The sequence below is a fragment of the Pseudomonas sp. Z3-8 genome, from assembly GCF_051131975.1.
Taxonomy (GTDB): Bacteria; Pseudomonadota; Gammaproteobacteria; order Pseudomonadales; family Pseudomonadaceae; genus Aquipseudomonas.
In genome coordinates this window covers 464941-486281 of the sequence record NZ_CP071643.1, presented here as the reverse complement: position 1 = coordinate 486281, position 21341 = coordinate 464941, and the positions used below count along the sequence as shown (strand labels likewise).

The following is a 21341-nucleotide window of genomic DNA, read 5'->3' as shown; positions in this document are numbered from 1 at the left end:
TATGACTACTGACTATAGACCGTAAGACGAATCACCTCTGGCAGCGCGGACACCAGACGCTGGCGCGCTGGCCCAGGCGGATTTCCCGCAGCCCCGTGCCACAGACCTTGCACAACTCCCCACCCCGGCCGTACACGAACAGTTCCTGCTGGAAATAACCGGGCTGGCCGTCTCCACCGATGAAATCCCGCAGCGTGGTTCCACCGCGTTCAATGGCATGGGCAAGGATGCGCTTGATCTCGATCGCCAGTTTCAGATAACGCGCCCGAGAAATGCTTCCGGCGGCGCGCCGTGGGTCGATTCCGGCGGCGAACAGCGCTTCGGTCGCGTAGATATTGCCCACGCCCACCACGACCGCGTTGTCCATGATAAACGGCTTGACCGCCATCGAGCGCCCACGGGAAAGCTGGAACAGCCGTTCGCCGTCGAACAGGTCAGTCAGCGGTTCCGGCCCGAGGCGAATCAGCAACTCGTGATTGAGCGGGTCAAGGCTCCAGAGCATCGCCCCGAAGCGACGCGGATCGGTGTAGCGCAAGGCCAGCCCGGACTCCAGTTCGATGTCGACATGTTCATGCTTGAGGGCGGGCATGCCGATCTCGACCAGCCGCAGATTGCCGGACATGCCCAGGTGGCTGATCAGCGTGCCAACCTCGGCATTGATCAACAGGTACTTGGCCCGACGTTCCACCTGCACGATGCGTTGCCCCGAAAGACGCACATCGAGGTCTTCGGGAATCGGCCAGCGCAAGCGGCGGTCACGCACGACGACGCGGCTGACCCGTTGCCCTTCGAGGTGTGGCGCGATCCCGCGGCGGGTGGTTTCGACTTCCGGCAGTTCTGGCATAGGGCTCTCGAATCAAGCGAAAGCTGGCACTCAACGAGAGGCCAGGTCGCGGATTTCCTGTTTCTGGGTCTCGAAGTCGTACTCCGGCAGACCGATGTAATCGAGCACCAGTGGCCCGACGCAATTCCACTCGTGATCCTCGGCCTGGTTGCCCAGCACGCGATGGGAGGCACAGATGTTCTCGGACATCTTCAGGATCGCCAACAGGTTTTTCAACTGACTGTTATTGCGCGAAGATTCGTCGCTGAAAATCGCCAGGGCGTTGTGGTGATTGGCGATGGCCTGGCTGACGTGGTCCGGCAGGCGCCAGGACTTGGAGGTGTAGTAACCGACCACCGCATGGTTGGTGTTGAACACGCGGTTTTCGGTGTCCACCACCCGGATCTCGGCGCTGGCATTGGCATAGGCCTCCTCCAGCACGCCCATGTAAGTGGGGAACTGCTTGAGCATCAGCGGCACGCCGCAGTCATGGAACAAACCCAGGGCATAGGCTTCGTCGCCGTTCTGCAGGCCGACGCGCTTGGCCAGGGTCAGGCAGGTCATGGCCACGTCCTGGGCGGTGTCCCAGAAGCGGTTCAAGGTGACGATGGCATCGTCGTGCAATTCGCCTTTGATCGACTGCGCGTTGATCAGGTTGATGATCGACCGGCTGCCCAGCAGGTTCACTGCGCGCTGGATCGAAGTGATCTTGTTGCTCAAGCCGTAGTACGGCGAATTGACGATCTTGAGCAAGGCACCCGAAAGGCCCGGGTCCTGGGAAATCAGCTTGGCAATGGTTTCCAGGTCCGGGTCGGGCATGTACTGCTCCATCTGCAAATCCACCATGATTTGCGGCTGGGGCGGCACACTGATGCCCTGCAGGGACTGTTGGATCTGTTCAGCGGAAAGCTCTTTGGACATGGGTACACACTCTGGGTAAGGCCGGGAGTCTAACCCCTAAATCTGGATCCGACACACCACCGGTAAATTGGCGGAACTTTCGTACAAGCCTGAGCTTCGGAATCTGTAGGACCAATGCCCAAGTCTTGTAATAAGGCTTAGGTCGGCAGCCAACCCATTCAGCTTTAGGAGATTTTCATGCCCGCTAATCTGAACAACAAGCGCGTCGCCATTCTGGTCACCGACGGTTTTGAACAGGCCGAACTGACCGGTCCCAAAGAGGCGCTGGAACAGGCCGGGGCCAAGGTCGACATCATTTCCGCCAGCGACGGCCAGGTCAAAGGCTGGAACCATGACAAGCCGGCCGACGACTTCAAGGTGGACCTGACTTTCAAGGCGGCGAATGTCGATCAGTACGAAGCGGTGGTGCTGCCCGGCGGCGTGCAGAATTCCGACACCATCCGCATCGACCCCGACGCGCAGAACCTGGTCAAGGGCTTCGAGGCGGCCGGCAAACCTATCGCAGTGATTTGCCATGGCGGCTGGTTGCTGGTGTCCAGCGGCCTGGTCAAAGGCAAGACCATGACCAGCTACAAGACGCTCAAGGATGATCTGGTCAATGCCGGCGCGAACTGGGTCGACCAGGAAGTTGTCCGGGACGGCACCTGGATCAGCAGCCGCCAGCCGGATGATTTCCCGCGTTCAACCGTGAACTGATCAACTCGCTGTCGGCCTGAGCCCTTGTGGCGAGGCGAGCAGCGCAGGCTCCCTCGCCGCATGTCCACCGCCGGCCCCGCAAGGGTTGCAACACGGTATACTCCCGCTCTTTTTTCCGGAGCGACGTCATGTCCCTGCCCAGCCTGCGCCTCAAAGCCAACGCCGACCGTCGCCTGCGCGCCGGCCACCTGTGGGTCTACAGTAACGAAATCGATGTGGCCGCCACCCCGCTGCACGGCTTCAAGGCCGGAGACCAGGCGGTCCTCGAAGCCGCCGGCGGCAAGCCGCTGGGCATCGTTGCGATGAGCCCGAACAACCTGATCTGCGCACGTCTGCTGTCCCGCGACGTGAAGCTGGCGCTGGACAAATCCCTGTTGGTGCATCGCCTCAACGTGGCGTTGTCCCTGCGCGAGCGGCTGTTCGACAAGCCGTTCTATCGCCTGGTCTACGGTGATTCCGACCTGCTGCCGGGCCTGGTGGTCGACCGTTTCGGCGACATCCTGGTGGTGCAGATCGCCTCCGCCACCATGGAAGCCCACAAGGACGACGTGATCGCCGCCCTCACCCAGGTGCTCAAGCCTAGCGGCATCCTGTTCAAGAATGATTCCGCGGCACGCGACGCCGAAGGCCTGGAGCGCTACGTCGAGACCGTCTTCGGTCTCGTCCCGGAGTGGGTCGCCCTGGAAGAGAACGGCGTGAAATTCGAAGCGCCGGTCATGCAGGGCCAGAAAACCGGCTGGTTCTACGACCACCGCATGAACCGTGCGCGCCTGGCACCCTACGCCAAGGGCAAGCGCGTTCTGGACCTGTTCAGCTACATCGGCGGCTGGGGCGTGCAAGCCGCGGCGTTCGGTGCCAGTGAAGTATTCTGCGTCGACGCCTCGGCCTTCGCCCTCGACGGCGTCGAGCGCAACGCCGCGCTGAACGGCGTCGCCGAGAAGCTGACCTGCATTGAAGGTGACGTATTCGAAGCCTTGAAGGAACTCAAGGCCAGCGAAGAGCGTTTCGACGTGATCGTCGCCGACCCGCCGGCCTTCATCAAGCGCAAGAAAGACCTGAAGAACGGCGAAGGCGCCTACCGCCGCCTCAACGAACAGGCCATGCGCCTGCTCAGCAAGGACGGCATCCTGGTCAGTGCGTCATGCTCGATGCACCTGCCCGAGGACGATCTCCAGAACATCCTGCTGACCAGCGCCCGTCACCTGGACCGCAACATCCAACTGCTCGAACGCGGCGGCCAGGGCCCCGATCACCCGGTACACCCGGCGATCGCCGAGACGCGTTACATCAAGAGCATCACCTGCCGCTTGCTGCCTAATAGCTGAGGCCGGGCGGGGCGGGGCTACGGCCCTGTCCCGCTGATCGATAACGAGCACTTCCCCAGCCGATGCCGTTCGGCTTACCTTGCGGCTGAACGCTGCCAGTCGTCATTCCAGGCGCGAGATTGGTCTCGATCGGCGCTTTGCGTCATTTCATCCTGACGCCAGCGGTGTAGAATCGCGACATTCATCGCCATTCATCCCCGGCGGGTTTATGAGCTCATGCTGAGGCGCGCAGCGATCCTGCAAAGTCATCAGCCACGTCCGGACTCACGGCCAACCCCGAGTGTTCCAGACGTCGACAGAAGCTCACTTCCCCATTGATACCTGATAAGTACCTGATTAGCCGCCCGGAGTGCTCCATGCCTGATTACCGTTCGAAAACATCCACCCATGGCCGCAACATGGCCGGCGCCCGTGCCCTGTGGCGCGCCACGGGGATGAAGGATGACGACTTCAAGAAGCCGATCATCGCCATTGCCAACTCCTTCACGCAATTCGTACCAGGCCATGTTCACCTCAAGGACCTGGGCCAACTGGTTGCACGGGAAATCGAACGCGCCGGCGGGGTTGCCAAGGAATTCAACACCATCGCCGTGGACGACGGCATCGCCATGGGTCACGACGGCATGCTGTATTCGCTGCCCAGCCGCGAGATCATCGCCGACTCGGTCGAATACATGGTCAATGCCCACTGCGCCGACGCCATCGTGTGCATTTCCAACTGCGACAAGATCACCCCCGGCATGCTCATGGCTGCCTTGCGCCTGAATATCCCGGTGATCTTCGTGTCCGGTGGCCCGATGGAGGCTGGCAAGACCAAGCTCGCCAGCCATGGCCTGGACCTGGTGGACGCCATGGTGATCGCCGCTGACTCCAGCGCATCCGACGAGAAAGTCGCCGAGTACGAGCGCAGCGCCTGCCCGACCTGCGGTTCCTGCTCCGGCATGTTCACCGCCAACTCGATGAACTGCCTGACCGAGGCCCTGGGCCTGGCGTTGCCGGGCAACGGTTCGACCCTGGCCACCCACAGTGACCGCGAACAGCTGTTCCTGCAGGCCGGCCGGACCATCGTCGAGCTGTGCAAGCGCTACTACGGCGAAAACGACGAGTCGGTGTTGCCGCGCAACGTCGCCAACTTCAAGGCGTTCGAGAACGCCATGACCCTCGACATTGCCATGGGCGGCTCGACCAACACCATCCTGCACCTGCTGGCCGCTGCCCAGGAAGCCGAGATCGATTTCGACCTGCGCGACATCGACCGCCTCTCCCGCCACGTGCCGCAACTGTGCAAGGTCGCGCCGAACATCCAGAAGTACCACATGGAAGACGTGCACCGCGCCGGGGGTATCTTCAGCATCCTCGGTTCGCTGGCCCGCGGCGGCTTGCTGCACACCGACCTGCCAACCGTACACAGCAAGACCATGGCCGAGGCCATCGCCAAGTGGGACATTACCCAGACCAGCGACGAAGCCGTGCATCACTTCTTCAAGGCCGGCCCGGCGGGCATCCCGACACAAACCGCGTTCAGCCAGTCGACCCGTTGGGAGACCCTGGACGACGACCGTGAGAACGGCTGCATCCGCAGCGTCGAGCACGCCTACTCCAAGGAAGGCGGCCTGGCCGTGCTGTACGGCAACATTGCCCTCGACGGCTGCGTGGTGAAGACCGCCGGCGTCGACGAGTCGATCCATGTGTTCGAAGGCAACGCGAAAATTTTCGAAAGCCAGGACAGCGCCGTGCGCGGGATTCTCGCCGACGAGGTGAAAGCCGGCGACATCGTGATCATTCGTTATGAAGGTCCGAAGGGCGGCCCGGGTATGCAGGAGATGCTCTACCCAACTTCCTACCTCAAATCCAAGGGCCTGGGCAAAGCCTGTGCGCTGCTGACCGACGGCCGTTTCTCCGGCGGCACGTCAGGCCTGTCCATCGGCCACGCTTCGCCGGAAGCAGCGGCTGGCGGTGCCATCGGCCTGGTGCGCGATGGCGACAAGGTGCTGATCGACATTCCGAACCGTTCGATCAACCTGTTGATCAGCGATGAAGAACTGGCTGCGCGCCGCGTCGAACAGGACAAAAAAGGCTGGAAGCCGGTGGAAGTGCGTCCGCGCAAAGTCACCACCGCCCTCAAGGCCTACGCCCTGCTCGCCACCAGTGCCGACAAGGGCGCGGTGCGCGACAAGGCGATGCTTGACGGGTTGTAAGCGCCCGAGCCACAAAAAATGCCCCGCCAAGTGCGGGGCATTTTTATTGGACCAGAGATATCCCTGTGGCGAGGGAGCTTGCTCCCGCTGGGCCGCGAAGCGGCCCCAAGATCCGCCAAATGCGGAGCATCAGAAACACCGCACCCGCCGCTTCACGACTGCTTCGCAGCCGAGCGGGAGCAAGCTCCCTCGCCACGGAAGCCGTAACTGATCCGGTTTACTGGATATCTTCCGGCTTGACGATCACCCAGTTCTTGTCCGCTGTCACCGTCAGCCCTTCCTTGGCCTGGGCGGCCGCGTGCTTGGCCATCATGCCGTTGATCTGGGTCATGTATTTATCCTTGCGATTGACCCACAAGTGGATGCCGCCCTTGGCCACGTCTACATCGTGGAACAGCATGTAGCCGTCGCTGCTCGGCGTGTCACCCGCCACCAGCACCGGTTTTTTCCATTCGTCGATGTAGGTCAGGATCGCCGCGTGCTTGCCGGCCATCCAGGTCGCCGGCGTCCACAGGTACGGTGTGTACTCCAGGCCAAGATTGGCCTTCTCGTCATATTTGCCGTTGGTGATTTGCTTGCGGGCGGTGGTCAGTTCGCCGGTCTTGCGGTCCTTGAGCAGCGTGGTTACGCCAATGACGTTCTGCGGCTTGAGGTTGTAGCCATACTTGGGGTCCGAGGCAACCATGCGCACCAGCTCTTCGGAGGCGGCGGTCATGACATAGACCTCGATGCCGTTCTCCATCAGCTTGTTGTACAGCTCGGCCTGGCCGGTGAATATCTTCGGTGGGTTGACGTTGTACTGGACCACTTTGTCGCCATCGTAATACGTGGTCGGTACCGGTTTGCCGGAAGCCATCAGCTCATCGACGTAACCCTTCAGCTCCTTGAGGGTGTAGCCGGAAAACACCTGGGCCACCCACGGGTAGCAGACCATGTCGTCCACTTCGCAGAGTCGATAGTAATAACTGAACAGGCTTTCCTTGTGGTCGGCGGTGTCCTTGAATGGCATCAGTTTCAAGGACGGGTCCAGGCTTTCCCGGCTGATGAGCCCCTTGTTCTCCATGAACGGCAGCAGCGACTCTTCGAGGTCGTAGCGGTAGCTGGTGTTGTCCATGTCGAACACCGCGTAGTTACCTTTGTTGGCGTTGGCCGCGATCATCGCTTCCAGCGCCTTGGCCTGTTCCGCGGGCCAATGCTTGAGGTCAGTGGCGAGCGCCTGGCCGGCAAGGCCCAGGCTTATAGCGACAGCGAGCAAGCGAGGTACGAGCTTCATCGACATTTACTCCCAGGTTGTAGGAGCTCGACGCTAACAAATGCCTGTGACAGATCCCGCCTGTGCGCGACCGCTTGCGTCTCGATAACGCCAGCGGCATACCCCTGGGCGTCAACGCCTTATTCCAAAAGCGACAATAAACATTCTTTTTAAGTATTAATTCTTTAGATATCAGACTGTTAGGCTTTCCGGCTCACAGTCGCGACGCTTGGCGGCTGCAAAGTCTTTCCGGAGTTTTTCATGAATCTACCGCTGACCCTCAATCTGTTGGTGTTCATCGCCTTGCTGTACGGCTTGGCGCAAACCCGTCACAGCACTTGGAGCCTGGCCAAAAAAGTGCTGCTGGCGCTGGTCCTGGGCGTGGTGTTCGGTATCGCCCTGCACACGATCTACGGCGCAGGCGACCCGGTGCTCAAAGCCTCGATCGGCTGGTTCGACCTGGTGGGCAACGGCTACGTGCAGTTGCTGCAGATGATCGTGATCCCGCTGGTCTTTGCTTCGATCCTCAGCGCCGTGGCCCGCCTGCACAACGCCTCGTCCCTGGGCAAGATCAGCTTCCTGACCATCGGCACGCTGCTGTTCACTACCGCCATCGCCGCCCTGATCGGTATCGGCCTGACCAACCTGTTCGGCCTCACTGCCGAAGGCCTGGTGGCCGGAACCCAGGAGCAGGCACGGCTGCAAGTGATCCAGAGCGATTACGCCGGCAAGGTCGCCAACCTGAATATCCCGCAACTGCTGCTTTCGTTCATTCCGCAGAACCCCTTCGCCGACCTGGCCAGGGCCAAGCCGACGTCGATCATCAGCGTGGTGATCTTCGCGGCGTTCCTCGGTGTCGCGGCGTTGCAATTGCTCAAGGATGACGCAGAGAAAGGCCAGAAAGTGATCAACGCCATCGACACCCTGCAAAGCTGGGTGACGCGCCTGGTGCGCCTGGTGATGAAGCTGACCCCGTATGGCGTACTGGCGCTGATGACAAAAGTGGTGGCTGGCTCCAACCTGCAAGACATCATCAAGCTCGGCAGCTTCGTGGTGGTGTCGTACCTGGGGCTGGGGCTAATGTTCGTGGTCCACGGCCTGCTGGTGTCCGCTGCCGGGATCAATCCGTTGCGCTTCTTCCGCAAGATCTGGCCGGTGCTGACCTTCGCTTTCACCAGCCGCTCCAGCGCGGCGACCATCCCCCTGAGTATCGAAGCCCAGACCAGCCGCCTCGGCATCCCCCGGGCGATCGCCAGCTTCAGCGCATCGTTTGGCGCCACCATCGGCCAGAACGGTTGCGCCGGGCTGTATCCAGCGATGCTGGCGGTCATGGTCGCGCCTACGGTGGGGATCAATCCGCTGGACCCGGTGTGGATCGCGACGCTGGTGGCCATTGTGACCTTGAGTTCGGCGGGCGTGGCCGGTGTCGGCGGTGGCGCAACGTTCGCCGCGTTGATCGTGTTGCCGGCCATGGGCTTGCCGGTCTCGCTGGTGGCGCTGCTGATTTCGGTCGAGCCGTTGATCGACATGGGCCGTACCGCGTTGAACGTCAGTGGCTCGATCACCGCCGGGGCGATTACCAGCCAGGTGATGCAGCAGACGGACAAGGCCTTGCTCGATGCCGAGGAGCATGGGGAGTTGGTGCACGCTTGATGAGCGCCGCCTGAGAAATAGCTATCGCGAGCAAGCTCGCTCCCACATGGATCAGCAGTGATCACAGAATTCGTGTACGCCAAAGATCCAATGTGGGAGCGAGCTTGCTCGCGATGCTGTTAGCGCTTCTCCCATACCTCAAAGCTGTACGCCGGCTTGTCCCCTTCAGCCGGGTTCAGCTGGTTCGACACAAGTTTCCACTGGCTCGAAGCAAACTCCGGAAACCACGCATCCCCTTCCGGGCTCAGCGCGACGCGGGTCAGGTACAACCGATCCGCCTGCTCCAGTGCCTGCGCGTAGAGCTGGGCGCCACCGATCAGCATCAGCTCGTCAACGCCCTGTTCCAACGCCCAGGCTTCGGCCCGTTCCACTGCGGCCTCCAGCGAAGAAAAGACTTCCGCGCCTTCCAGCACCAGGCCCGGCTGGCGGCTGACGACAATGTTCAAGCGTCCCGGCAGCGGCCGACCGAGGGAGTCCCAGGTCTTGCGCCCCATGATGATCGGCTTGCCCAGGGTGGTGGCCTTGAAGTATTTGAAGTCCCCCGGCAAGTGCCAGGGCATGCTGTTGTCGATGCCGATCACACGGTTTTCACCGAGGGCTGCGATCAGGCTTAAGGGAAGAGTTTTTTTCATGACGGCGAGGATACCAGAGGCCCGGACCGGGGCCACAGCGGTTATGCTGATTGCTCATTCGAGCAACGGAAGCCCTCGTGACTGAACTGCAAAACCTCTGGTTGACCGAGACGATACGCCTGCGTGAAGAACATGCCGGCCCGCTCGAAGACCAGGAAGCCAATCGCCTGGCCCGCGCGGCCGGCGGCGATCTGTCCACGCGTATCCGTCATCGCGCCCACTGGCTGGCCGAGCGCGATGGCCTCGTCCAGGCCCTGCGTCACTGGCTGCAAGGCGCACGGCTGGCACTGGTGGTATTGGCGGTGCTCGCCATCATCAGCGGCGCCGGCCTGGGGTTTGCCGCGCTCGGCGATGGGCGTGCGCCGGTCAACGTATTCTGGGCCCTCGGCAGTCTGTTGGGGCTGAATCTGATTCTGCTCATCGGCTGGGCCCTGGGCTTGATATTCGCCGGGGGACAAGGCGCCACGCTGGGACGCCTTTGGCTGTGGCTCAGCGAAAAACTCGCCCGCGATGCCAAGGCCGCGCAACTCGCGCCGGCGCTGCTGCTGTTGCTGCAACGGCACAAGCTAAACCGCTGGGCCCTCGGTGTGCTGGTCAACGGCTTGTGGTTGCTGGCGATGCTCAGCGCGCTGGTCATCGTCTTGCTGCTGATGGCGACCCGGCGCTATGGCTTCGTCTGGGAGACCACGATTCTCGGTGGCGAGACCTTCGTCGCCATGACCCAGGCCCTTGGCGCACTGCCGACCCTGCTGGGCTTCAGCGTGCCGAGCGTCGAGATGATCCGCGCCAGCGGCGACGCCGCGCTGGACATCGAAAGCGCCCGCCAGGCCTGGGCCGCCTGGTTGGTCGGCGTGCTGCTGATCTACGGCGTGCCGCCGCGCCTGGGCCTGGCGCTGTTTTGCCTGTGGCGTTGGCGCCGTGGCCGCGCCAGCCTGCGCCTGGACTTGAACCTGCCCGGCTACGCTCAGTTGCGTGAGCGATTGATGCCCAGCAGCGAACGCCTGGGGGTCAACGATGCCGCGCCCGCGCAACTGCACCGAATCGACAGCACCCTCGGCGCAATGGAAAGTGACGGCGCGTTGCTCGTGGCGATCGAGTTGGACGAACGGCCCTGGCCGCCGAAGCTGCCCGACTCCGTTAAAAACGCCGGCATCCTCGACAGCCGCGAGTCTCGCCACAAACTCCTGGAAAAACTGTCGCGCTTCCCGCCCGCGCGCCTGGCGATTGCCTGCGATCCCCGGCGCTCGCCAGACCGTGGCAGCCTGGCATTGATCGCCGAACTGGCCCGCAGCGCCAGCGCCACCCGCGTCTGGCTGTTGCAGGCGCCGCCCGGCGAAGCCCTGGATGCCGAGCGCCTGGGGGACTGGCACAACGCGCTGCAACAACTGCAACTGCCGTTCGCCGACTGTGCCCCGATGAACTGGCTGGAGACCGGCCATGACTGAATCCTTCAAGCCTCTGAAGCTCGCGGTGGTCGGCCACACCAATGTCGGCAAGACCTCCTTGCTGCGGACTTTGACCCGCGACGTCGGCTTCGGCGAGGTTTCCCACCGCCCGAGCACCACCCGTCATGTTGAAGGCGCTCGCCTGTCGGTGGATGGGCAGGCGCTGTTGGAACTGTACGACACGCCGGGGCTGGAAGACGCCATCGCCCTGCTCGATTACCTCGAACGTCTAGAACGTCCCGGTGAACGCCTGGACGGCCCGGCGCGGCTTGCGCGCTTCCTCGACGGCAGCGAGGCTCGGCAACGCTTCGAACAGGAAGCCAAGGTGTTGCGGCAACTGCTCGCCAGCGATGCCGGGCTCTACGTGATCGATGCCCGCGAACCGGTTTTGGCCAAGTACCGCGATGAACTGGAAGTCCTCGCCAGTTGCGGAAAACCGCTGCTGCCGGTGCTCAATTTCGTCAGCAGCGCCCAGCACCGTGAAGCCGACTGGCGCGAAGCCCTGGCGCGGCTGGGCCTGCATGCGCTGGTCCGTTTCGACAGCGTCGCCCCGCCCGAGGACGGCGAGCGACGTCTGTATGAAAGCCTGGCGTTGCTGCTGGAAAGCGCTCGCGGGCAATTGGAGCGGCTGATCGCCGACCAACAGGCCCAGCGTCTGGCACGCCAGCAGAGCGCCAGACGGCTGATTGCCGAATTGCTGATCGATTGCGCCGCTTGCCGGCGCAGCGTCGCCAGCGATGCCGAACTGGAACGCCAGGCCATCAGCGACCTGCGCAACGCGGTGCGTCAGCGCGAACAGCGTTGTGTCGAGGCCCTGCTCAAGCTCTACGCTTTCCGCCCTCAGGATGCGGCGGCCAGCGATCTGCCCTTGCTGGATGGTCGCTGGGGTGATGACCTGTTCAACCCCGACACACTCAAGCAATTGGGCGTACGGGTCGGTGGCGGCATTGCGGCCGGGGCGGCGGCCGGAGCCGGTGTCGACCTGCTGGTGGGTGGCCTGACCCTGGGCGCCGCCGCCCTCGCCGGGGCGATTGCCGGCGGCGCGCTGCAAACGGCCCGCAACTATGGCAATCGGCTGATGGGCAAGCTCAAGGGCCAGCGTGAACTGAGCGTCGATGACAACGTGCTGCGCCTGTTGGCCCTGCGACAACGGCAACTGCTGCAAGCCATCGACCAGCGCGGCCATGCGGCGATGGACAGCATCCATATCGCCACGCCCCAGGACAAGACCTGGCGCGAAGGCAAGCTGCCTGAAGCACTGGGCAAGGCCAGGGCGTATCCGCAGTGGTCGTCGTTGAATCCCCAGCCACGACTGAGCCAGGCCGAACGACAGGAACAGATCGAGCTGTTGGCTGAACAGCTCTAAAAAACCACAACTCCTGTGGCAAGCATCCCCCCGTGGCGAGGGAGCTTGCTCCCGCTGGGCTGCGCAGCAGCCCCAAAACCAGACACTACGGTGGCTCAGGCTAAATCAATGGGGCCACTGCGTGGCCCAGCGGGAGCAAGCTCCCTCGCCACAAGAGCGACCGCGCACGCCTCTACAGCTCGCTCAGCGCTTCTAGGGCCAACGCCGCTTCAGCCAGCTCCAGCTCGCTGAACACCCGAACCCCATTGCGCTTGAGCAATGCCGCCGTCACGCCTTCGCCACTTACCTTGACCCCGCTGAACGTGCCGTCATACGTCAGCAGGTTGCCACACGACGGGCTGTTGGCCTTGAGCACGGCGATGCGGATGCCGTGCTCGCGCACCAACGCCAGCGCTTGATACGCACCGGACAGAAACTGCGCGCTCACATCCTCGCCCTCGGTGGTGATCACCGCCGCGTTGCCATCGAGCACTCGCGCGCCCTGGCCGCCTGGAATCTCCGCCGCCGGCCGAGGCGTGGGCAGGCCGCCGGCGACTTCCGGGCACAGTGGCACGACCCGACCTTCGTCGAGCCAGTGCTGGAGCGGGTCGAACGGCCCGCTGGCGCCACCGTCGTAGCGCACGCGATGGCCGAGCAGGCAGCGGCTGACCAGGATCTTTTGCATGTTCAGAACAACTCGCTGCCACGGCGCCGGAACCAACCGGTCACGGACAGCCGATCACGCGTGGCCGGCAGGACCTCATGGGGTATATCCCCCGACAGAAACACCACCAGGCAGCCGCCCGTGGGCACCACGTCGTGCTCCACGCCTTCATCCAGGTACATGCGCAACTGGCCGCCGTGCTCGGGCAGCCAAGCGTCATTGAGGTAGAGCACCGCCGAGACCATGCGCCGGTCATCATCGCGAAAGCGATCGACATGCTTGAGGTAGAACGCGCCCGGCGGGTACAGGGCGAAATGACTTTCAAAATCCTCCAGGCCCAGGAACAGCCCCCGGTTCAAGGCCTCGCGCAGGCTGTCCATCAGCCCCAGGTAACGATCACAGGCCTCGACCTGGCCGGGCTCGATCCATTGGATGCGATCGCCACGAACCCCTTCGCGAATTTCCGAAAACGGCCCACGCCCCACGGCGGCTGGAGCCAGTTCGCCTTCGGCGGCGCGCTGGCGACATTCGGCCGCCAGCGCGCGGGTGAGCGCATCCGGCAGGAAGATGTTCTGCTGCGACCAGCCGCGCTCGGCCAGGTCATCGACGATACGTAACAGCAACGGATGATCAGAAGGTATTCGCATGGCGCGCATAGTATTCCTGTGCCTGCAAAACCGACAGCGCCGCGCAGCGGGTTGGCTGCGCCAGCTAGCACCGCCGTACGAACTTGATACGAATTCTCGACAAGACCCCGCCCCCCACGGAGAATAGTCGGCTGCTGACAGGAGTCCCTATGCGCCGTTTGCTTTTCTCACTGTTGATGTTCTGCGTATTGCCCGCCTGGGCAGACAGCTATGACCAGTTGTACAAGGTCGCCGGCTGGCCGGAACAGCGGGCGCATTTCAACGATGCCTTGAGCGCCGCGCAGCAGCGCTACCAGAGCAGCTTGCCGCCGGCGGTCTTCCAGGCGCTGGTGAACAACAGCAACCAGCGTTTCGCGCCCCAGGCCATGGACCAGCGGGCCGAGGCGCAACTGCGCAGCAATCTTGTCGACCCGAACCCGGCCCTGGCTTTTTTCCAGTCGCCACTGGGCCGTAAAGTCGTCGCCGCCGAACTGCTCGCCACCCGCCGCGACCAATTGGCGAAGAACGCCAAGGGCCTGCCGAAGATGCAAGCCAGCGACAATCGCCTGCTGATCATCGGCCACCTGGCCCAGGCCCTGCCTGCCCGCGAAGCCGGCGCCGAAGTCAGCCTGGCGATCGCCGGCGTGGCGGCCGACAGCTTGAGCTCGATGATTCCCGGCCTGCTCGGCGGCGGCCAGGCCCAGGGCATGCTGAACGGCCAGCGCCAGCGGCTGATGGATCAGATCGGCGCGGACCTGAACAACACGCTGCTGTACGTCTACCGCGACCTGACGGATACCGAACTGGAAGAATTCGCCACGTTTGCCGAGTCGGCCGAGGGCCAGGCTTATTACCAGGCGGCATTGGCGGCGATCCGGGCGGGGTTGGCGGTGGGGCAGAATCTGGGGCAGTAATCTTCAGCGCGCCTGTTGCATCGTCTTCGCGAGCAGGCTCGCTCCCACACTGGTCCCCCAGCACACCCAATACCCTGTGGGAGCGAGCCTGCTCGCGAAGGCCACAGCCCGATTACCGCCGAATCCGACCCATCCGCTTGCTCAAAAACCCAAACATCTCCTGCCGTATCGCCAAGGTCTCGTTCGCCAGGTGATGCCGCCCCTCGGGCAACATCAATACCTGGGGCCGATCGAACTTGCCGCGCAACACTTGCAGGTTATGCCGCCAATCCACGGTCATGTCCGCCTGCCCCTGCACGATCAGAGGTTGCCGCGAGCTGCTCGGCGCCGCCTCGATACGCCGGATCCACTGCGCCAGCGCCCCGACCCACGCAGTGGGCAGGCGCAGCGGTTGCAACGGATCGGCCTGCAGGAACGGCAGGAAAGCCGGGTCGCTGGAGTTCTCGCTGAAGCGCCGGGCGATGCCGCTCACAAAAGGTTTGAGCAAGTAATAACTGAGGCGCGACCAGCCCCAGGCCCGTGGCCGAACCAAGGGCGACAACAGGATGACCTGGCCCTGGGCCGGGCTGTCCGCGCCGTGGTGCAGCACATGGTCCACCACGATCGCGCCGCCGGTACTCTGGCCGCACAGGTGCCAGGGTTGCGGCAGGTCCAGGGTCTCGGCTTCGGCCAGCAAGCCGCGCAAGGTCGCCTGGTATTCGGCGAAATCGCCGATGCTGGCGCGCTCGCCACTGGACAGGCCGTGGCCCGGCAAGTCGCAGCTGATTACCACCCATTGCTGATCCAGCGCCCACTCGACCAAATGCCGGTACAGCCCCATATGGTCGTAATAGCCGTGAAAGAGGAACAGCGTCGCCACGGCTTTTTCCGGCCACCAGACCTGGCCGACCAGTTCATACCCGGCAATGTCGAAACGTCCCAGGCCCCTGCGCAAGGTGCGCGCCGGAAAGTCCAGCCCATAGAACTGCTGGTAGGCCTGCGCTTGCGCAGACAGCGGTTGCCACTGCGCCAGGGATTGCAGGCTGGCGCGCAGGTGATCGGGGTCGAAAGAGGCGGGCATTAATATTCCAGGCAAATGCGCATCGCGCGAAAACAGGCGTTATACGCCTGCGATATTCATCTGTTGCGCCAGCCATGGCAAGCTACGCGGCTTCAGAGGATCGACTCCATGCGCCCGTCCCACCGCACAACCTTGCTTGCCAGCCTCCTCGCCCTGACGTGTGCCGTCATCCTGTGGTTCGCCTACGACTGGTTCCAGGGGCGTTTCCTCCGGGCGTTCAGTCAACACACGGCGGTGTTTTCCGGCGACCCGTTGCGCCTGCCCGCCGACCTCGCCGGTCCGGGCGCAATCCGCCTGGTGCACTTCTGGGATCCGGCCTGCCCATGCAACGTTGGCAATCAGCAGCACCTCTCCGAGCTGATCGACAGATATGCGCCGCAAGGCGTCGAGTTCTACGCCGTACAAAAGACTGGCAGCCAAGGCCACTTGCCCAGCACTTTGAGCAATCTCAAACCCCTGACGACGTTACCAGGCTCGGCACAGATTCCCGCCAGCCCCGCCGTGGCGATCTGGGACCGCAGCGGCAAGCTGGCGTACTTCGGGCCTTACAGCGAAGGCTTGACTTGCAACTCGAGCAACAGCTTTATCGAGCCAATACTCGAAGCACTCAATATTGACCGGGAAGTTAATGCGACTCATACGTTGGCGGTCGGCTGTTATTGCCCATGGTCGAACTCAAACTAATCCAACCCAACTACGATGCGTATTGTTTAAACGTCTGTAGGCGCCTTACAAAATCAGAGCTATTGCTCTTTTCTAGAGTACTTGCTCAAACAGCGAGCTGGCGCTGAACCGTTTGTCGGATCCAATTTTTCGAAAAGCCTCCGACATCCCCCGGTTTTCGCTCCAGACGCTAACCAGGCCGGTCGCGCAGGGGGTTTCGGGGCGTTCTGGCTGCCGAGCTGAATCGTTTAACAACCGTCGGCGCTACGTGAACTTTTCTTTAATCGCTTCTCTAACCCTCGTACAGAAGATGTTGATTTTCTCTGCGATTGCGCGGCGGCGCTATATATCGAGGAAGTTGGATACGCCTTTTCATCGTTTTACTTGTCGACCCTCCTAAACCAAACAAAAAATGGAATCGTCAGTGATGCAAAAGTTGTTATGCGCTGCACTTTCCACTCCCACGAAAGAGGATGCTCTCAATCTTGAGGCGTTTGCCCAGTGCGTCGCCCCGCTAGGGGTCGATGTGCTGTTGCGCGGAGAGACCGGCACTGGCAAGGACACGCTGGCGGAAAAAATCCACCGCATGTCCGGCCGCTCCGGCAAGTTCGTCGCCATCAATTGCGCCGCCATTCCCGAGTCCCTTGCGGAGAGCCAACTCTTCGGAGCCAATACCGGCGCGTTTACCGGTGCCAGCCAGAATCGCGCGGGGTACGTCGAAGCTGCGCACAACGGCACGCTGTATCTGGATGAGATCGACAGCATGCCGTTAGGGCTGCAAGCCAAGCTGCTGCGTGTCCTGGAGTCGAGGACTGTGCAGCGGCTGGGCTCGACCCAGAACATCCAGGTGGACATGCGGGTGATTGCCTCGGCCCAAAGCCCGTTGGCGGAAATGGTCGAGCGTGGCGAGTTTCGTCGGGACCTTTATTTCCGCTTGAACATCATCAGCCTCAAGCTGCCACCGTTGCGCAGCCGCAAGGAACGCATCGTGCCGCTGTTCCAATCCCTGGTACGCCGGGAAGCCCAGGCACTCGACCAGCCCTACGTCGCGCCTTCGCCAGCGCTGTTGCGCCAGTTGCTCGGCTACGCCTGGCCTGGGAACATCCGCGAGTTGCAATCGGCCGCCAAGCGCTACGTGCTCGGCTTGCCGGCACTGCCCCGCGCCGAGCAGCTGGAGCACAACAGCTCGACCCTCAAGCTCAAAGAGCACCTGCAGCAGTTCGAAAAGATCCTCATCGAGGACTGCATGCGTCGCCACCATCACTGCATCGATAAAGTCATCGCCGAGTTGGGCATCGCCCGCCGCACGCTCTATTACCGGATGAAATGCCTGCAAATATCGACGAGCTGAGTGGATAGGTGGAACCGTTTTCGCAGCGGTCGCCACTTATTCGTCGAGACGTTCACGATCGTCTCGCCATTCCACAATCCGGAGATACGACTATGAGTTTTGGTGGAGCTTCTCTCGCCGCCTCCACGGCAGCCATGCAACAGATGGACGCCACGTCGGCGGCGATGACGACCATGAAATCCCAATTCGACCAGAAAAAACTGGTTGCCGACACCATGAACGCAATCGCGGCAGGGTCGATGGACACCGCGACCAAGGCCATCACCGCCATGGGGGAGGCATCCAAGAACATACGCTTCTGACCCTCTCGCTCCAGCCCCGCTCCGGCGGGGAATCCCATGCGCGTCGAGGGAGAAACCCGATGCAGATCCATTCGCCAGACAACCTTCGTAGCACCAGAGATTTGCTCGGTGACGACCCGACACTGCGCCAGGCCTCGCCTGCGAACGGCCTGGCGGATCGGGTCGTCGAGCACCTGGCGCTGCACGGTGCGAGCGATCGGCTGCGCGAGTCGCTCGTCCAATGGAGCAGCGAACACGGCTCGACAGGCGGGCAGCCCCGGTCAGGTTTATCCACCCCGCAGGACAGACTGGCCGCCGAGACCCAGGCCCCTCTGCATCTGGTGCTCGAAGATATTCTTGAGGAGATCAACGGAGGTACCGGATCCACCCTCGATGTCGACAGCGACGATGCCTATTCCAACGAAGATCTGTTCAACGACCTGGCGCAGATGCTCGCCCACCGCCGGCAGCCCATCGGCGATAACGACGTCGACAGCCAGAGCGATTTCGGCAACGCCAACAACCCGTTCTGCGGTGCGCTGTTCGGCGCCTGGGAGCTGGAAGGAGACCGCGCCACGCGGCGCGACCGCTACGACACCAGCCTGTCGTTGTTGCTCAAGATCATCGCGGTGCTGGGCCGAAGGAAACTGCTGACCCTGCTGGACATCGACGAAGAGCAAGGCCAGGCGCGTTATGAACAGGACGACCTGGACCTGCTGTTCGAGGTCGCGGCATTCATGGACCAGCACCCGTCGCGATACCCGCCACCGGCGAGCTCCGACGGGCAAAACTGGACATGGACCGAACGGATTGCCTGTGGCGCATGGCTGGATGCTCGCGAGACACGGCTGTTCCAGCTCGCCCTGGAAGAACTGGACCTCGCTCTCGCCCGCCTGGCCGGCCAGCAGCCGCCTATGCAACGGCGCGGTCGACGCAGCCGGGAAGAAATCGAGTTTCATCTGAGCGTGACGGGTAGCGCTCGCAACGTCTTGAGGCTGATGTACGCCTGAAGGCCCACCTTGTAATCGGAGATATGCCATGACCGTACAAGCCATCGACACCACCAGCGTGGTTTCCACCGCAACCAAACCTGGCGCCAGTGCGCGGGCGAGTGCCGAGACCAGCGATGTCAGCTGGTTCAACGCGCAAATGCGCGAAAAAGCCCCCGCCCCCGACAGTGAAAACAATGTCGCGGCGAGGATCATCGATTCGTTGTCCAGCCGCTCCGGCGAATTGCAACGGCTGGACGATCGCGCCAACCGGGACATGCTCAAGGCCATCCGCACCGCCGATCCCCAGGACATGTTGCAGTCCAACCGGTCGCTGTCTTCCTTTCACCTGGAAAGCCTGATGACCGCAAAGATCGTCAGCAAGGGCTCCCAGGCGATAGAGAAGCTCACCAATCTCCAGTAAGGGAAAGCCGGTCATGTTCATGCGCGCATTCTCACCCCTAGTGCTGTGCCTGCTGCTCGCCGGATGCGACGAGAGGACGGCGCTGCACAGCCATCTTTCCGAGCAGGATGCCAATGAAGTGATCGCGGAACTGGCGGACAAGAACGTCGAGGCCAGCAAGCAGGTCGATAAGGACGGGCTGACCGTGCTGGTCGAGCCAGCGGACATGAACAGCGCGGTACAGGTTCTCGAAGCCGCTGGGCTGCCGCGTCGATCGCGCTCCAGCCTGGGGGAGATCTTCCGCAAGGAAGGCGTGATTTCCACACCGATGGAAGAACGTGCCCGCTACCTCTACGCGCTGTCTCAGGAGCTCGAATCGACACTGTCGCAAATCGATGGCGTGGTGCTCGCCCGGGTCCATGTGGTGCTGCCGGAACGGGTCGCTCCCGGCGAGCCGGTCCAGCCCGCGTCGGCCTCGGTGTTTATCAAGCACACCAGCGCGCTGGATCCTGACAGCATCACGCCGAGAGTGCGCAACCTGGTCGCCAGCGGAATTCCCGGCATGGCCGACGCGGCCCAGAACCCGGCCAAGCTGTCGGTGGTCTTCGTTCCCGCGGCGGCTTATCAGGAACGGCGCAAAATGGCGTATTTCGGGCCGTTCCTCATGCAGGCCGACGACATCGGCTATTGGCGGGGAGTAACCCTGGCGGCCGGCCTAACCTTGCTCGCCCTCCTGCTGGGCGCCTCGTACGGCCTCTACCGGTTGTGGCGCAACGGCGTACTGGTGCTGCCACGATTCTTCGAGCGCAAGGGCGCAACGTCGGCGGGTGCGCAAAACGGCACGGCGCCGTCACTGTTCGCGGTGAAGAACCCGGGCGCCAAGCCTGACAGCAAGGGGACCGCTGCATGAACGCGGCGCTTGAATGGGCTCGCTGGTGGAGCCTGGCGTGGCGCGAAGCAGACCGTGATTGGTATCCACCCGCGCTCGGCCTGCTGACCGGGCCACAAATCGACGCCTTGGCCCGCGGGCATCACGCCGCATTGGCCCGCGGTTTCGGCATGACGCCGTGCACACCGCCACAGCCCGACCCGGCGGTGTTGTCACTCTGTTGCGGCACGCCCCGAACCTTGGCCCTGGCCTGCCAATTAGTGGCGAACACCTGCTCGCCGTTGACGACGATGGACATGCTTTCGCCGCAGGACCGGGCGTGGTGCGAGCGCACCGCCAAGGCGTTGCGCCCCGGACACTGGCTCGAACCAGGCCACGACCCGCTTGTACTGCTGCGCGCCTGGCTGGGGGAGCGGACCTGGGAGCGTACGCGCCTGGCCTTCCCGCGCAGCAGGATCATTGCCCTCGAATCACAGCCCACCCCACGGCCGCCTGCCGCCAAGCTCAACACGCTCTGGCAGTCCGCGTGCTGGAAAGCCGAGCAAAGCCTGGCGCCAGCGCCCCCCCAAACGGAGATACACGATGCTCGCTCGGCGCTCGCTTGACCTACGTCCCGGTGGCCAGGGCCTGTTGCAACCCTGTATTCCTCGCGAAACCCTGGTGGACTGTGGCCGAGCACAGGCCGTTCTCGAACAGGCCCAGGCCCACGCCACGCAGCTGATCCAAGGTGCCGCCGAAGAGGCGCGCGCCGCAGTGCTCCAGGCACAGGCGCAGTTCTGGGAAACAGCCGAAACCGTGCTCGCCACCTGGGAAGCCGAGCGCCAGGCCATGTGGGAACGGATCGAGACCAGCGCCGCGCAGTTGGTCAACGAGGCGTTGGGAACGCTGTTGAGCGAAGTCCCGGATCAGGCCCGCATCGATGCACTCGTTCGTCAGCTTGCCTCACGCCAGCATGATTCGGTCAGTGCGACTCTTCGCTGTCATCCCGACGACTTGGCGAAGCTGAGCCAAAGTCTGGGCTCATCTGGCGAACGTCCCTGGACGCCGGTGGCGGATCCCAGCATGGAGGCGCATCAGCTGAAGCTGGAAACACCAGGCGGCACGTTCCTGCTCGATTGGGCCACGGCTGTTGAAGCGTTGCGCCTGATCGTGCCAATGCGATAAGCCAGGACCGCCTCGGACACTGTGGGAGCGAGCCTGCTCGCGAAGGC

General features: G+C 62.9%; 21 protein-coding genes and 1 pseudogene. 15 read left to right on the top strand and 7 right to left on the bottom strand.

Annotation, left to right across the window (positions count from 1 at the left end):
* Nucleotides 1-31: 31 nt before the first annotated feature.
* Together mutM and J3P94_RS02295 are read right to left on the bottom strand one after the other, a co-directional pair.
* Nucleotides 32-844, bottom strand: a complete 813-nt coding sequence (gene mutM / locus J3P94_RS02300; RefSeq protein WP_434571146.1) for a bifunctional DNA-formamidopyrimidine glycosylase/DNA-(apurinic or apyrimidinic site) lyase — start codon at nucleotides 842-844, stop codon at nucleotides 32-34.
* Between the two features lie 30 nt (nucleotides 845-874).
* Nucleotides 875-1690: an HDOD domain-containing protein gene (locus J3P94_RS02295; RefSeq protein WP_434574069.1), complete on the bottom strand. Its 816-nt coding sequence runs from the start codon at nucleotides 1688-1690 to the stop codon at nucleotides 875-877.
* Nucleotides 1691-1921: 231 nt separating this feature from the next.
* Between J3P94_RS02295 and J3P94_RS02290 the strand changes: the two are divergent.
* The 3 genes and pseudogenes from J3P94_RS02290 (at nucleotide 1922) to ilvD (ending at nucleotide 5963) form a co-directional block, all read left to right on the top strand.
* Nucleotides 1922-2460, top strand: a pseudogene (locus J3P94_RS02290) (type 1 glutamine amidotransferase domain-containing protein).
* Between the two features lie 108 nt (nucleotides 2461-2568).
* Nucleotides 2569-3765 carry a class I SAM-dependent rRNA methyltransferase gene (locus J3P94_RS02285; protein ID WP_434571144.1) on the top strand — a complete coding sequence of 399 codons (1197 nt, stop codon included), beginning with the start codon at nucleotides 2569-2571 and terminating at the stop codon, nucleotides 3763-3765.
* Between the two features lie 356 nt (nucleotides 3766-4121).
* Nucleotides 4122-5963, top strand: coding sequence for a dihydroxy-acid dehydratase (gene ilvD / locus J3P94_RS02280; protein WP_434571143.1), 1842 nt, complete (start codon nucleotides 4122-4124; stop codon nucleotides 5961-5963).
* Nucleotides 5964-6180: 217 nt separating this feature from the next.
* On the opposite strand, the gene J3P94_RS02275 is transcribed toward ilvD, so the two are convergent.
* Nucleotides 6181-7236, bottom strand: a complete 1056-nt coding sequence (locus tag J3P94_RS02275; RefSeq protein ID WP_434571141.1) for a haloacid dehalogenase-like hydrolase — start codon at nucleotides 7234-7236, stop codon at nucleotides 6181-6183.
* 240 nt (nucleotides 7237-7476) lie between these two features.
* On the opposite strand from J3P94_RS02275, the gene J3P94_RS02270 reads away from it, so the two are divergent.
* Nucleotides 7477-8868, top strand: a complete 1392-nt coding sequence (locus tag J3P94_RS02270) for an L-cystine transporter (protein WP_434571139.1) — start codon at nucleotides 7477-7479, stop codon at nucleotides 8866-8868.
* Between the two features lie 119 nt (nucleotides 8869-8987).
* Here the strand turns inward: J3P94_RS02270 and J3P94_RS02265 are convergent, their stop codons facing one another.
* Nucleotides 8988-9500: a dihydrofolate reductase gene (locus J3P94_RS02265; RefSeq protein WP_434571137.1), complete on the bottom strand. Its 513-nt coding sequence runs from the start codon at nucleotides 9498-9500 to the stop codon at nucleotides 8988-8990.
* 77 nt (nucleotides 9501-9577) lie between these two features.
* Here J3P94_RS02265 and J3P94_RS02260 point away from each other — a divergent pair, with 77 nt between their 5' ends.
* Together J3P94_RS02260 and J3P94_RS02255 are read left to right on the top strand one after the other, a co-directional pair.
* A complete protein-coding gene (locus J3P94_RS02260; RefSeq protein ID WP_434571135.1) occupies nucleotides 9578-10945 on the top strand; it encodes a DUF2868 domain-containing protein in 1368 nt (455 codons plus the stop codon).
* Nucleotides 10938-12311 (top strand): GTPase/DUF3482 domain-containing protein, encoded by a 1374-nt coding sequence (locus tag J3P94_RS02255; RefSeq protein ID WP_434571133.1) that lies wholly within the window; start codon nucleotides 10938-10940, stop codon nucleotides 12309-12311. Before J3P94_RS02260 ends, J3P94_RS02255 begins: the two co-directional genes overlap by 8 nt.
* A 172-nt stretch (nucleotides 12312-12483) precedes the next feature.
* Here the strand turns inward: J3P94_RS02255 and J3P94_RS02250 are convergent, their stop codons facing one another.
* Both J3P94_RS02250 and J3P94_RS02245 read right to left on the bottom strand, forming a co-directional pair.
* On the bottom strand, nucleotides 12484-12975 hold the full coding sequence (locus J3P94_RS02250) for a DUF523 domain-containing protein (protein ID WP_434571131.1): 492 nt from the start codon (nucleotides 12973-12975) through the stop codon (nucleotides 12484-12486).
* A gap of 2 nt (nucleotides 12976-12977) precedes the next feature.
* Nucleotides 12978-13610, bottom strand: a complete 633-nt coding sequence (locus J3P94_RS02245) for a 2OG-Fe(II) oxygenase (protein ID WP_434571130.1) — start codon at nucleotides 13608-13610, stop codon at nucleotides 12978-12980.
* Nucleotides 13611-13750: 140 nt separating this feature from the next.
* Here J3P94_RS02245 and J3P94_RS02240 point away from each other — a divergent pair, with 140 nt between their 5' ends.
* The gene (locus J3P94_RS02240; protein WP_434571128.1) at nucleotides 13751-14494 is read left to right on the top strand and encodes a DUF2059 domain-containing protein; all 744 of its coding nucleotides are present in this window, start codon (nucleotides 13751-13753) and stop codon (nucleotides 14492-14494) included.
* A 112-nt stretch (nucleotides 14495-14606) separates the two neighbouring features.
* Here J3P94_RS02240 and J3P94_RS02235 read toward each other — a convergent pair whose 3' ends face one another.
* Nucleotides 14607-15554, bottom strand: a complete 948-nt coding sequence (locus J3P94_RS02235) for an alpha/beta hydrolase (protein WP_434571126.1) — start codon at nucleotides 15552-15554, stop codon at nucleotides 14607-14609.
* Nucleotides 15555-15662: 108 nt separating this feature from the next.
* Between J3P94_RS02235 and J3P94_RS02230 the strand changes: the two genes are divergently transcribed.
* From J3P94_RS02230 to sctL, 8 genes are all read left to right on the top strand, one after another.
* A complete protein-coding gene (locus J3P94_RS02230; protein ID WP_434571124.1) occupies nucleotides 15663-16238 on the top strand; it encodes a DUF6436 domain-containing protein in 576 nt (191 codons plus the stop codon).
* Nucleotides 16239-16644: 406 nt separating this feature from the next.
* Nucleotides 16645-17568: a sigma 54-interacting transcriptional regulator gene (locus J3P94_RS02225; RefSeq protein WP_434571123.1), complete on the top strand. Its 924-nt coding sequence runs from the start codon at nucleotides 16645-16647 to the stop codon at nucleotides 17566-17568.
* Between the two features lie 92 nt (nucleotides 17569-17660).
* The gene (locus tag J3P94_RS02220) at nucleotides 17661-17870 is read left to right on the top strand and encodes a hypothetical protein (protein ID WP_003206573.1); all 210 of its coding nucleotides are present in this window, start codon (nucleotides 17661-17663) and stop codon (nucleotides 17868-17870) included.
* A 59-nt stretch (nucleotides 17871-17929) separates the two neighbouring features.
* On the top strand, nucleotides 17930-18859 hold the full coding sequence (locus tag J3P94_RS02215) for a type III secretion protein (protein WP_434571120.1): 930 nt from the start codon (nucleotides 17930-17932) through the stop codon (nucleotides 18857-18859).
* Between the two features lie 28 nt (nucleotides 18860-18887).
* On the top strand, nucleotides 18888-19262 hold the full coding sequence (gene sctI / locus J3P94_RS02210; protein WP_434571119.1) for a type III secretion system inner rod subunit SctI: 375 nt from the start codon (nucleotides 18888-18890) through the stop codon (nucleotides 19260-19262).
* A 13-nt stretch (nucleotides 19263-19275) separates the two neighbouring features.
* Entirely contained in the window at nucleotides 19276-20151 is an 876-nt protein-coding gene (gene sctJ, locus J3P94_RS02205) for a type III secretion system inner membrane ring lipoprotein SctJ (protein WP_434571117.1), read from the top strand.
* Nucleotides 20148-20735, top strand: a complete 588-nt coding sequence (locus J3P94_RS02200) for a hypothetical protein (RefSeq protein WP_434571115.1) — start codon at nucleotides 20148-20150, stop codon at nucleotides 20733-20735. The genes sctJ and J3P94_RS02200 overlap by 4 nt, the downstream gene beginning before the upstream one ends.
* Nucleotides 20713-21294: a type III secretion system stator protein SctL gene (sctL, locus tag J3P94_RS02195; RefSeq protein WP_434571114.1), complete on the top strand. Its 582-nt coding sequence runs from the start codon at nucleotides 20713-20715 to the stop codon at nucleotides 21292-21294. The genes J3P94_RS02200 and sctL overlap by 23 nt, the downstream gene beginning before the upstream one ends.
* Nucleotides 21295-21341: the final 47 nt, after the last annotated feature.

Excerpts from the sequence above, each read along its gene's own strand:
- mutM (WP_434571146.1), bottom strand. The coding sequence starts at position 844 with ATGCCAGAACTGCCGGAAGTCGAAACCACCCGCCGCGGGATCGCGCCA.
- J3P94_RS02285 (WP_434571144.1), top strand. The coding sequence starts at position 2,569 with ATGTCCCTGCCCAGCCTGCGCCTCAAAGCCAACGCCGACCGTCGCCTG.
- ilvD (WP_434571143.1), top strand. The coding sequence starts at position 4,122 with ATGCCTGATTACCGTTCGAAAACATCCACCCATGGCCGCAACATGGCC.
- J3P94_RS02275 (WP_434571141.1), bottom strand. The coding sequence starts at position 7,236 with ATGAAGCTCGTACCTCGCTTGCTCGCTGTCGCTATAAGCCTGGGCCTT.
- J3P94_RS02270 (WP_434571139.1), top strand. The coding sequence starts at position 7,477 with ATGAATCTACCGCTGACCCTCAATCTGTTGGTGTTCATCGCCTTGCTG.
- J3P94_RS02265 (WP_434571137.1), bottom strand. The coding sequence starts at position 9,500 with ATGAAAAAAACTCTTCCCTTAAGCCTGATCGCAGCCCTCGGTGAAAAC.
- J3P94_RS02255 (WP_434571133.1), top strand. The coding sequence starts at position 10,938 with ATGACTGAATCCTTCAAGCCTCTGAAGCTCGCGGTGGTCGGCCACACC.
- J3P94_RS02250 (WP_434571131.1), bottom strand. The coding sequence starts at position 12,975 with ATGCAAAAGATCCTGGTCAGCCGCTGCCTGCTCGGCCATCGCGTGCGC.
- J3P94_RS02245 (WP_434571130.1), bottom strand. The coding sequence starts at position 13,610 with ATGCGCGCCATGCGAATACCTTCTGATCATCCGTTGCTGTTACGTATC.
- J3P94_RS02240 (WP_434571128.1), top strand. The coding sequence starts at position 13,751 with ATGCGCCGTTTGCTTTTCTCACTGTTGATGTTCTGCGTATTGCCCGCC.
- J3P94_RS02235 (WP_434571126.1), bottom strand. The coding sequence starts at position 15,554 with ATGCCCGCCTCTTTCGACCCCGATCACCTGCGCGCCAGCCTGCAATCC.
- J3P94_RS02230 (WP_434571124.1), top strand. The coding sequence starts at position 15,663 with ATGCGCCCGTCCCACCGCACAACCTTGCTTGCCAGCCTCCTCGCCCTG.
- J3P94_RS02225 (WP_434571123.1), top strand. The coding sequence starts at position 16,645 with ATGCAAAAGTTGTTATGCGCTGCACTTTCCACTCCCACGAAAGAGGAT.
- J3P94_RS02220 (WP_003206573.1), top strand. The coding sequence starts at position 17,661 with ATGAGTTTTGGTGGAGCTTCTCTCGCCGCCTCCACGGCAGCCATGCAA.
- J3P94_RS02215 (WP_434571120.1), top strand. The coding sequence starts at position 17,930 with ATGCAGATCCATTCGCCAGACAACCTTCGTAGCACCAGAGATTTGCTC.
- sctI (WP_434571119.1), top strand. The coding sequence starts at position 18,888 with ATGACCGTACAAGCCATCGACACCACCAGCGTGGTTTCCACCGCAACC.
- sctJ (WP_434571117.1), top strand. The coding sequence starts at position 19,276 with ATGTTCATGCGCGCATTCTCACCCCTAGTGCTGTGCCTGCTGCTCGCC.
- J3P94_RS02200 (WP_434571115.1), top strand. The coding sequence starts at position 20,148 with ATGAACGCGGCGCTTGAATGGGCTCGCTGGTGGAGCCTGGCGTGGCGC.
- sctL (WP_434571114.1), top strand. The coding sequence starts at position 20,713 with ATGCTCGCTCGGCGCTCGCTTGACCTACGTCCCGGTGGCCAGGGCCTG.